The organism is Ponticaulis sp., assembly GCF_029210165.1.
Taxonomy (GTDB): domain Bacteria; phylum Pseudomonadota; class Alphaproteobacteria; order Caulobacterales; family Hyphomonadaceae; genus Ponticaulis.
This window is the reverse complement of record NZ_JARGNT010000002.1, coordinates 164837-175591: the sequence shown is the minus strand read 5'-3', so window position 1 is coordinate 175591 and position 10755 is coordinate 164837. Positions and strand designations below refer to the sequence as shown.

Genomic DNA, 10755 nt, shown 5'->3' with positions numbered 1-10755 from the left:
CCGATTAGGCGGCGTACTTAAATTGCTTCAGACGCTCAAGTATCGGCCCCTGATTCACTGCGGGAACCTCTTTCGTGCCGGTAATCCAGCCGAACACATCCCAGTCCTCAACAGCAAGAAGAGATTCGAACTCGTCGAGCTCGGCATCTGACATGTCTTCAATGTATTTGTCAGCAAACGTACCCATCAGGAGGTCCATTTCCTTGAACCCACGACGCCAGGCACGAAAGGTTAGCTTTCTCCGCCGCTCATCCATAATATTCTCCTGATAAAGTTTCGCCTTGCCACTTAGGACAAGTCTGCTTCAATTCCAAATCAATCTGCACATTCGGGGGCTAACTTGAATTCCGACGACATCTGTAAAGCGTGGACAAAGCCGATTTCCACGCTCGACGGGATCGGACCAAAGCTGGCCGAGTCTCTGAAGGGCCTTATCGGTGGCGCGACGCTGTTCGACCTGATCAGCCATTTGCCGCATCGCTGGATCGACCGATCGCTACAAGCTCGATTTGATGAAACGACGCCGGGAGAAACTCAAACTGTCAGCGGGATCGTTCAAAATTTCAGTGCCGCGCCGCGAGGCTCAAAACTCCAAAAAATCCGATTAGCTGATGATAGCGGATTTCTGACGCTGGTGTTTTTCAACTCCAACAGCGGTTACCTACAGAAGCAATTTCCCATTGGCGAAACGGTCGTTGTGTCCGGTGAGATAGAAGACTTTCACGGTCAGCGGCAGATGACGCACCCCGACTATGTCGTACCAGCCGACAAGATCCACCAGATTCCTTTGATCGAACCCGTCTATCCACTGCAGGCGGGCATGACGAACCGCAGATTGTTGGGCTTCATCCGACAAGCCTTACGTGTTGTGCCTGAACCGCCAGAATGGCTAGAAGAATCCTTGCTTCGACGCCATGAATGGCCGACATTCATGGAGGCGCTGAAACGTCTTCATGTGCCTCAAACACTGGAACCGGAAGTTCTTTCGATCGCGCGCGAGAGGCTGGCCTATGACGAGGCATTGGCGCGAGCTCTGAAATTCCGAGACATACGCGCAGAAACCATCAGCTCAGATGCTCCAGTGCTGAATGTTTCAGAAACGATGCTGAACCGTTTCGCGTCTTCACTCCCTTACCCGATGACGTCCGCTCAGGAACGCGCTTGCAGGGAAATCGCTACAGACGTTCAAAATACACACCCTATGCAGCGCATGCTTCAGGGCGATGTCGGTGCTGGCAAAACGACGGTCGCTGCGTTTGCGCTTTACCTTGCAGTGTCTTCCGGGAAACAGGCCGTTATCATGGCGCCCACAGAAGTTCTTGCGAGACAACTGGAAGCCAGTATTGGCTCTGTCCTCACCCCGCTTGGTATTCGCTCTATCTGCCTCACCGGGCGGGATAAAGGAAAAGCGCGCGAGAGCATTCTGGAAGAGATCAAATCTGGCAGCATTCAGGTGCTGTCCGGTACTCATGCCGTGTTTCAGGACAATGTTGAGTTCAAGGATCTCGCGCTCGTGGTCATCGACGAGCAGCACCGGTTCGGCGTCAGCGATCGAGTCCGGCTCGCAACAAAAGCTACGGCTCCTCATCTGTTGATCATGAGCGCGACGCCAATCCCGCGCTCCCTATCGATGACAGTCCACGGCGATATCGATCTTAGTATTCTGGACGAGAAGCCAGCGGGTCGTAAACCGGTAGATACCCGCATCATGCCCAGCAGCCGGCTGGGTGAAATTCTCTCTGGCGTTCAGCGAGCACTCTCTCGAGATGAGCAGGTTTTCTGGGTCTGTCCTCGCGTTGAAGATGACACGGACGCGCCGTCTGCGATTTCGAGGGCAGCCATGCTAGATGAACTATTTCCAGAACAAGTCGGGCTGGTTCACGGGCGACTTGCCGCAAAAGACAAAGAAGCGGCATTGGAAACATTCAAGGCCGGCGAGACAAAAATCCTGGTCGCCACTACTGTAATCGAGGTCGGCGTCGATGTTCCACAAGCAACGATTATGGTGATTGAAGGCGCACAAGGCTTCGGACTTGCGCAGTTGCATCAGTTACGTGGGCGCGTCGGTCGTGGCGATAAGCCAGCGTTTTGTCTTCTGGTTTACGACCCACCTCTCGGTGAAACGGCAAAAAAACGCCTCTCAACGCTGAGAGATAGCAATGACGGTTTTTACATCGCTGAAGTCGACTTCAAACTCAGAGGCCCTGGTGACATTCTGGGCAACGAACAAAGCGGTTTGCCAGACTTCCGCTTTCTGGACCTCGCACGCCATCAGGATTTGCTTCAGATTGCCAATGACAATGCCATCTACATTGACGAACGCGAGAACGGCATTCCCGAAACTTATACGGCACTGATGAAGTTACTCAGCCCCACAAAGGCCAGCAAAGCTCAGGTTTGATCCGCTTCCGGAGCCGGTTCTTCACCATCCGTTTCTTCCACGTGCTTAGGGGAAACGACACCTGCCGACACGATGAGCTTTGCACCGTCTTCAACACTCATAGATAGGTGTTTCACCTTCTCCGCAGGTACGTAGATGAGAAATCCAGACGTCGGGTTAGGCGTTGTTGGGACGAACACACCCAGAAAATCCTGCCCGAGCTTCGCTCCGATTTCGTCCTTAGAACGTGACGTTAAAAAGCCCACCGCCCAAGTGCCCTCTTTCGGGTACTCGACCAGAACAACTTCTTTGAAAGACGAGCTGTCTTTGTCGCTAAAAATCTCGACCAACTGGCGGAGCGGCATGTAAAGCGTACGCAAAATTGGCAGTCGCTCGAACAGTTGCTCACTGGTTCGGATCACCGATCGACCGATCAGGTTTGCAGCGATGGCTCCGAGCAAAGTCAGCAAAACCACTGCGAACAGCACGCCGAGCCCCGGCGTATATCCGATCAAAGTATCGACAGTGAAAAGACCGAAGTCATAATCCCGGACACGTTGCGGAATAGCGGAGCGCAATACCGGCTTCAGCCGTTCGTCAATCCATGACACCGCGACAGCGACAAGAATTAAAGGCACGACAATCGGGATCGAGATCACAAGCCCAGCAAAGAAGCGGGCTCTCAGCCAACCAAAAAAGCCATGGCGCGGATGCTTCTCATGTTCTTCGCCGTGAGAATTTCCGTGGGACGACTTTTTCATTCCTGCTCCTACAATTCCTAGGACGTTATTTCATCTGACATTGACTGATTTGCGCCGCATCGCCAGTCAAATCGTCTGGATTTAGATGTCAGATATGCCTGAGGCGAAATTGTGACGGGTCAGCGGCCATCCAGCTGGGGTAACACGGTCGCGTTTGGATAAACGCGTAGCACCCGACTGTTTCAGAGAATTCCTTTTAACTGCCGTGTTCTGTCTCAGCTTTGCCCAAAATCTGGCGCAGACATTTTACACGCTCTGCAAAAGCTGTATGCCAGACGACCAAGACAAGTCTCGGCAACCGAAGAATCAGATTTGCTCAACCATCGCCGCTTAAACGGAATTTCTAATGTCGACTGAAGCCTCTCCAAGCCAACTGACCCGCCTGGTGCCACCGCTGACGATTATTGCACTGGTCATTATGATCGCCGGTGCGATTTATCACGTCGCAACCATCGCACCGCCTCGGGCTCCGGCATTTGAGCGCCAAAATTCGCCTGAAGCGGCGGACTACGCCGACATCAGTGGTTGGCACCACCGGCCAACGACGGACCGAGAAGGTGGCTGGGAGCGCCCTTGGGGCGTCGATGTCCTTTGGTTTCCAGCAAGCCCAGGCGAATTTCTAGGCGGATGGAATGTCCCATTAGACTGGGCGGGCATTGAGAACGCAGAAAACGTCCCGGTCTGGACTTCACGCATTGAAGAGGCAGCGACCGACCTGTTTGTGCCGCGCCGTCGGTTCGCCTCTCCACTCAGCGGCGAACAAATAGACCGCGAAGGCGCTGAGTCGCTTGAAACCGAAGACATTCTAGCGGCTGCAGATCACTACCTTGAAAACGATCAGCTTATGCGAGGCATTTTTCTCGGTGGGTCTGATGACGGAATTGCTGCTGCCATGGAAGTCTATTCGCTTCGTCTTGATGGCGTAATGCCGTTCAACAATCTGTTCGGCGGATTGATCATAGGTCGCGACACAGAAGCAGCGAGCACAGATATGCTTCCGGACTGGCCATCATGCGAAAACACTACAGCGTACCCGTGCATTCTGGACCTTCGCGGGAATAATGCTGATGAGGCCGAACAACGTGTTCTGGCGACACTTGGCGCGTTTTCAGAATGGCTTGATGCAGAGGTTCCGAAACCCGCCGCACCATTACCGCCATTCGAGACAATTGAACTATCGCCTATCAACCGCCCCGAGCATGAACTTTAGGCTCTAAAGAGTCTTGCTCTTCTCGATAGTTCCGGTCGTGCTTCGTCCTTCGAGTATCGGACAAATAAGAACTTCGCCGCCTCGCGCACTGACGATATCAGCGCCGACTACAGATTCAGGCGCATAGTCCCCACCTTTTACGATTAAGTCGGGCTGAACCATTCGGACGAGCTCAAAAGGCGTATCTTCTTCAAAAATCATAACAGCATCGACAGATCCGAGCGCTTCAAGAACTTCGCGTCTGTCGTCCTGATTATTCAGAGGCCTGCTCTCGCCTTTCAGCCTTTTCACAGAAGCATCTGAATTGAGACCAACAATCAAACGGTCACAGTGCTGGGCAGAAAACTCGAGAACTCGGATATGGCCTGCATGAAGGATATCGAAACATCCGTTCGTGAAACCGATCTTCAGCCCTTCAGCACGCCAGGCCGCTAAGCGCTCTTCAAGTGGAAGGTGCTGCCTGGAACGACGCGCCTGATTTGTTGCTTTAATGGCGAGCGCATCGCGAATTTCTTGATTGGACACGGTCGCGGTGCCGGATTTGCTGACTGCGATTCCGGACGCAATCAGAGCAAATTGCGACGCTGTGGCCATGTCTGCATTTTCAGCAACGGCCAGCCCCAAAGCAGCGAGGCTCGTGTCGCCAGCGCCTGAGACATCGTACACTTCCCGTTTTTCAGCAGGAAAATGCTCAACATCTCCGGTTTCAGAGAGGAAAGACAGACCTTTTTCCGAGCGGGTTACGAGAAGCCCTTTTGCTGGAATCTTTGCGAGCAGTTCGCGCAGCGCCGCCTCCACGTCTTCATCTTCGGAGACCTTGCGCCCGACGACGCCACCCAGCTCTGACGCATTGGGCTTGATAAGGTCTGCTGCACCATAGCGGGCGAAGTCGGTTCCCTTAGGGTCGACGATCAGAGGAATTTTGTTGTCAGCTGCTGCCTTGAGACACGCATCGATAACAGCCTCTGTGACGCAGCCTTTTGCGTAGTCCGACAGAAGAATTGCGGCGGCCTGTTGCGCTTCTTCCGCAATAGAATCGCACAGCCGACCTTCTACAAATTCAGAAATCGCACCCTGTTCTTCTCTGTCGACGCGTAGCAATTGCTGACCGTTTGCCACATAGCGAACTTTGAGCGTGGTGTGTCGGCTGGAATCCTGCACCGTGCAGCCCACGAGGCCGTCGGTATCTGAGAGCAGTTTGAGCAATTCTTCTGCTTCTGAATCCGCTCCGGTCACACTACAAACAACGGCGCGCGCACCAAGCGACGCGACATTGCGAGCAACGTTACCAACGGCGCCCAGCATTGAAGTTACAGTTCTCTGTTCAAGAACAGGGATCGGCGCTTCAGGCGATACACGGCTCACCCCTCCATAAACGAAGCGGTCGAGCATGATATCTCCGACGCACAAAATCGTCTGATTGGCTGCTGCGTCGCATACACGTTCAAGAAGCTGGTATTGAGTATCCACTTTCCATCCTTCAGGTTTTGAGCGGTGTTTTGGTTCTACCAATGATCTGGTTGGAAAGTCACAAATTTTCTGATCTGCTGTGAACTAAAATTCGTAGAGAGCGTTGGATGAAAAAGGATAAAAGTCATTTCTGCTGAAGATATATCACTTGTCTGGTTTCGAGATGACCTCCGCCTCAGCGCAAATCCTGCGCTGAAAGCCGCTGCGGATGCGGGAAAACCAATTCTTTGCTTCTATCTTTTTAACGAAAATGACGAACAGCCCCGCTTGCTCGGCGGCGCTAAACGGTGGTGGCTGGACAAGTCACTGCGTGCACTTTCAGAGAAAATCGAGAACCTTGGCGGCAAGCTCTTCCTTAAAAGAAACACAGACCGTTCTACAGCGGATGTCCTCCTCGATGTGTGCAGAACTCACAACGTCAAATCAGTGTTCTGGAATCGCCGTTACTCAACCTCGGAAACCGACATCGACAAAAGCGTGAAGTCCGTTTTGAGCGAAGCGGGACACTCACCGTCTTCGTTCAGCGGAAGTCTTTTGAAAGAACCGTGGGAAGTCAAAACCAACTCAGGCAATCCGTACAAAGTCTTCACCCCCTTCTGGAATGCTTTGAAGCCGGACTTTGCACCAAAACATCCCGACGGAATTCCAGATTGTTCTTTCTTCTCAGACTTCGACTGCGAAGATCTCGAGGACTGGGCGCTTCATCCGTCAAAACCTGACTGGTCGGACGGTCTTGGAGAGGCCTGGATACCAGGTGAAGACGGCGCAAAGGCGTGTCTGGAGACCTTCTTCGACGAAGGTTTGAAGGGATACAAGGAAAAGCGGGATCGCCCTGATCTGCCCAATACCTCCCGGCTTTCGCCCTACCTTTCTTTTGGTGAAATTTCAGTCCACGAAATCTGGTCCAGAACTCTGCAAAAGATATCTGGAGCATCGGAGTTGGAGTCCGATGGCTGGGCGTTCCTGCGTGAACTTGCGTGGAGAGACTTTTCCTATTCGCTACTCTTCCAGAGCAAGGACCTGTCGACCGAAAACTGGAATGACAAATTCGACGGTTTCCCGTGGGAAAAGAACGAGACCTGCCTGACCGCATGGCAGAAGGGCCAAACAGGATATCCGATCGTTGACGCCGGCATGCGAGAGCTCTGGACCACGGGATGGATGCACAACCGTGTTCGCATGATCGTCGCATCCTTCCTGATTAAGCACCTCATGATCGACTGGCGTACCGGAGAAGAATGGTTCTGGGACACGCTCGTAGATGCAGACACTGCGAACAATCCAGCCAGCTGGCAGTGGGTCGCAGGAAGTGGCGCTGATGCGTCGCCATATTTTCGCATTTTCAACCCGATCACACAGGGTGAAAAGTTCGACCCCGATGGCGTTTACATCCGCAAATGGGTCCCAGAACTGTCTAAATTACCCAAAAAATATCTTTTTGCACCATGGGACACCCCCCGCGACGTACAGAAAGAATGTGGTGTCCTGATCGGCCACGACTATCCGAAACCAATCGTCATCCACAAACAGGCGCGCCAACGCGCACTCGATGCATATGAAAGCCTGAAGACATGAATTCTACGCGACAAAAAATTGCCGTTGTCGGCTCGGGCATTTCCGGTTTGAGCGCCGCATGGGCTTTGAAGGACAAGGCTGATGTAACGGTGTTTGAAGCCGACAACCGGTTTGGCGGTCACGCAAAGACGGTTACCGTGGATTATGATGGCTCACACATCGATGTCGACGTTGGATTCATTGTCTGCAACCCGCTCAACTATCCGAATTTCATGCAGTTCATGGATGCACTTGGTGTCGAGACCATGCAAAGCGATATGAGCTTTTCGGTCAGCGATCCGGCTGCGTTTGAGTGGTCTTCAAACCCGAACGGCATTTTTGCACATAAACGTAATTTATTCCGGCCTTCATTTCTGAGGCTCCTTCGAGATATTTTCCGCTTCAATGCCAAGGCGAGAGAGGCCGCCGGAGATGACGCTCTGCCGTCCAATATGACGCTGGCGGAGTATCTTGATGATATCGGGATGTCGGAAGACTTCCGCGCCAACTATATCTACCCGATGGGTGCCGCTATCTGGTCCACGCCGGAAGCGAAGATGATGGATTATCCGGCTCGCTCATTCCTGCGATTCTTCAATAACCATCGTCTGCTCCACACTGAACGTCCACAATGGCGGACCGTAAAAGGTGGAAGTCAGGCTTACGTCTCGCAACTCGTCTCCCAGCTTGGAAGCCGGGCCCGGATGAACGCGGCTGTTACCCGTGTTGACCGCACAACTGACGGCGTTCGAATTTCTGTGAACGGGGAAGCTGAAGACTTTGATCAAGTTATTCTCGCCTGCCACGTACACCAGGTTCAGGACATCCTCGGTGACGGCTTTGAATATCAGGCGAGTTCTCTCGCGCGGAGCCGCGTGAACGAGAATGTCGCTTACCTGCACCGTGACGCAGCCCTGATGCCTAAGCGCAAGCGCGCCTGGGCGGCGTGGAATGTCCTTAAAGGCGAAACCAAGAAAATCACGCTCAGCTATTGGATGAATATTCTCCAGAACATCGATGAGGATAAACCTCTCTTCGTCACGCTGAACCCGGAAACACCGCCGCAGAGCGATCTGACCTTTGGTCGGTTTGAGTTCACCCACCCAATGTTCGATCTGCCTGCTGCAGAAGCCGTAGAAGCGATGGAAACCTATAATGGTCGCGACGGCCTGTGGTTTGCCGGCGCGTGGCTTGGCCATGGCTTCCACGAAGATGGTCTGAAGTCGGGGCTGCGCGTAGCGCTCGCTCTCGGCGCTGAATTGCCATGGGAACCGGCCGGTATTGCTCCAATCACACGGGCGCCGATGATTTCCGAGGCACAATCTGCTAGTGTCGCAGCGCAATGAGCGATCAGGCGCCCATCCACTTCCTAGAAGGCAGAACAGCTCACACGCGGTTCGAACCCTTCCGTCGAAGCTTCAGTTATCCGGTCAGGATGATTGAGATCGACGTTGCACGGATGGCAGAAGCCGAGGAGACCCTGAAGGGTTTCTCGATTGACCGCTTCAATCTCATGCGAATCCGCACCAGCAAATATGGCGACCGGGCCTCTTCGGATTTGTCAGGCTGGGCGCGTGACCTCTTCGCCAAAATCAATGTTGAAACAGACGGACGCTCTATCCGGCTGATGACATTTCCGGATATTCTCGGCCTAGGCTTTTCGCCGATTTCTATCTGGACGCTGAGCGATTGTGACAACCGCGTAAAAGCTCTGATTTATGAGGTTCACAACACATTTGGCGATCAACATGCCTATGTCGTGCCATTCGCGCCCGATCAATCACGGCATGAAGCGCCAAAGACACTTCATGTATCACCGTTCTGGGATGTGTCCGGTCAATACCGATTCACTGTAAACACCGTCGGCAATGAGTTCTCGCTCTTGATTGAGAACCTGTCCGATGACGGGCGCTTTCACACAGCAACATTGCACGTGACACGGACCGCAGCGACCCCCGCGGCATTGATAAAACGAACCGTACTGGCTCCTTTTTCAGGCCTTGCGGTGATTGCTAGAATTCACTGGCAGGCGCTTCGCCTCTGGTTGAAAGGCGCGCGCTATCACAGTCGACCAAAGGCTCCTGAAAAAGCCTACTCAATAGCAACTTCGTCACCATCACTCGAAACTACCAACGGGAGGGCGCTTCGATGAGTACTGTTTATGAGATTTCCAACGAATCCACGATGAAGGAAATCGCATCCCTGCCCACATCTGTCCGACTTGCATGCCTGGCACTTCGCTCGACACGGAAGGGACGCCTGATCCTGACGCTTCCAGACGAACGGATGTTTCGTTTTGATCACGGTATCCCCGGGCCAAAGGCTGAAATCCACGTCAAAGACAATGCGCTGTTCAGACGCGTGCTGGGCGCGGGCGACATTGGCTTTGCGGATGCCTATATGGACGAGCAATTCGACACGCCAGATCTGACGGCAGTTCTGGCATTCTTTGCTGTGAACTTTGACCAGGCAGGCAAGCTCGGCCGGGGCAGCAAGTTTCCCAACGTCCTTCGCTTCATCGTCAATGCCCTCACCCGGCAGAATACGAGGAAAGGATCAAAGCAGAACATTCTCTCGCACTACGATCTCGGCAACAGCTTCTATGAGAAATGGCTGGACCCATCGATGACGTACTCATCGGGTATCTTCGAAGATGACGACACGATTTCCGATGCTCAACGGCGCAAATACGACCATATCGCGCGTAGCGTGGGCGCGGCTCCCGGCAAGGAAATCCTAGAGATCGGCTCTGGCTGGGGCGGATTTGCAGAGTACGTTGCAAGCACTTACGGCTCAAAAGTCCGCTCGATCACGATTTCCGATGCTCAATATGAGTATGCGCGCAACCGTATCGAAAAAGCGGGACTATCCGACCTGGTTAGCATAGAGCTATGCGATTACAGGGACGTGGAAGGCAGTTTTGATGCAGTCGTTTCAATCGAAATGTTCGAGGCTGTTGGCGAAGCGTTCTGGCCCGGATATTTTGAAAAGATTGAAAGCTTGCTGCGCCCCGGAGGAAAAGCAGGCCTCCAGATCATCACGATTGAGGATGATCTTTTCCCGAGATATCGCAAACGCGTCGACTTTATTCAGAAATACATTTTCCCGGGTGGGATGCTGCCTAGCATTTCCGTCTTGAAGGATGTCATTTCCACAGCAGGCCTGCAGTACGAATCTGAAGAAATGTTCGGGCAGAGCTATGCCAAAACACTGAACATCTGGAATCAGGAATTCCAGCGTCACTGGAACGACATTCAGCAGCTTGGGTTTGATCGCAAGTTCCGCAATCTATGGGAATATTATCTGAGCTATTGCGAGGCCGGATTTAGTACTGGCCGAACCGATGTCGGCCAGTTCCTGCTTTCTAAACCTGAATAGCT

General features: G+C 53.1%; 9 protein-coding genes. 6 read left to right on the top strand and 3 right to left on the bottom strand.

From position 1 onward, the window contains the following. Positions 1-4 precede the first annotated feature (4 nt). Positions 5-256 carry a succinate dehydrogenase assembly factor 2 gene (locus P1U45_RS12860; protein WP_301059426.1) on the bottom strand — a complete coding sequence of 84 codons (252 nt, stop codon included), beginning with the start codon at positions 254-256 and terminating at the stop codon, positions 5-7. Between the two features lie 84 nt (positions 257-340). Between P1U45_RS12860 and recG the strand changes: the two genes are divergently transcribed. Continuing rightward, positions 341-2401 carry an ATP-dependent DNA helicase RecG gene (gene recG / locus P1U45_RS12855; RefSeq protein WP_301059425.1) on the top strand — a complete coding sequence of 687 codons (2061 nt, stop codon included), beginning with the start codon at positions 341-343 and terminating at the stop codon, positions 2399-2401. Here recG and P1U45_RS12850 read toward each other — a convergent pair. After that, on the bottom strand, positions 2392-3141 hold the full coding sequence (locus tag P1U45_RS12850; protein ID WP_293608001.1) for a DUF502 domain-containing protein: 750 nt from the start codon (positions 3139-3141) through the stop codon (positions 2392-2394). The two genes, recG and P1U45_RS12850, sit on opposite strands and share 10 nt — an antisense overlap. A 346-nt stretch (positions 3142-3487) precedes the next feature. Here P1U45_RS12850 and P1U45_RS12845 point away from each other — a divergent pair, with 346 nt between their 5' ends. Further along, complete coding sequence (locus P1U45_RS12845) at positions 3488-4351, top strand: DUF3089 domain-containing protein (RefSeq protein WP_301059424.1); 864 nt, start codon at positions 3488-3490, stop codon at positions 4349-4351. 3 nt (positions 4352-4354) lie between these two features. Here the strand turns inward: P1U45_RS12845 and rfaE2 are convergent, their stop codons facing one another. Beyond that, complete coding sequence (gene rfaE2 / locus P1U45_RS12840; protein WP_301059423.1) at positions 4355-5821, bottom strand: D-glycero-beta-D-manno-heptose 1-phosphate adenylyltransferase; 1467 nt, start codon at positions 5819-5821, stop codon at positions 4355-4357. Between the two features lie 117 nt (positions 5822-5938). Between rfaE2 and P1U45_RS12835 the strand changes: the two genes are divergently transcribed. Genes P1U45_RS12835 through P1U45_RS12820 form a run of 4 tightly spaced genes read left to right on the top strand, consistent with a single transcriptional unit; the run spans position 5939 to position 10753 of the window. Further along, the gene (locus P1U45_RS12835) at positions 5939-7396 is read left to right on the top strand and encodes a deoxyribodipyrimidine photo-lyase (protein WP_366145007.1); all 1458 of its coding nucleotides are present in this window, start codon (positions 5939-5941) and stop codon (positions 7394-7396) included. Then, entirely contained in the window at positions 7393-8721 is a 1329-nt protein-coding gene (locus tag P1U45_RS12830) for an FAD-dependent oxidoreductase (protein WP_301059422.1), read from the top strand. Before P1U45_RS12835 ends, P1U45_RS12830 begins: the two co-directional genes overlap by 4 nt. Then, entirely contained in the window at positions 8718-9527 is an 810-nt protein-coding gene (locus P1U45_RS12825; protein WP_301059421.1) for a DUF1365 domain-containing protein, read from the top strand. Before P1U45_RS12830 ends, P1U45_RS12825 begins: the two co-directional genes overlap by 4 nt. Further along, complete coding sequence (locus P1U45_RS12820; RefSeq protein WP_301059420.1) at positions 9524-10753, top strand: cyclopropane-fatty-acyl-phospholipid synthase family protein; 1230 nt, start codon at positions 9524-9526, stop codon at positions 10751-10753. The genes P1U45_RS12825 and P1U45_RS12820 overlap by 4 nt, the downstream gene beginning before the upstream one ends. Positions 10754-10755 lie beyond the last annotated feature (2 nt).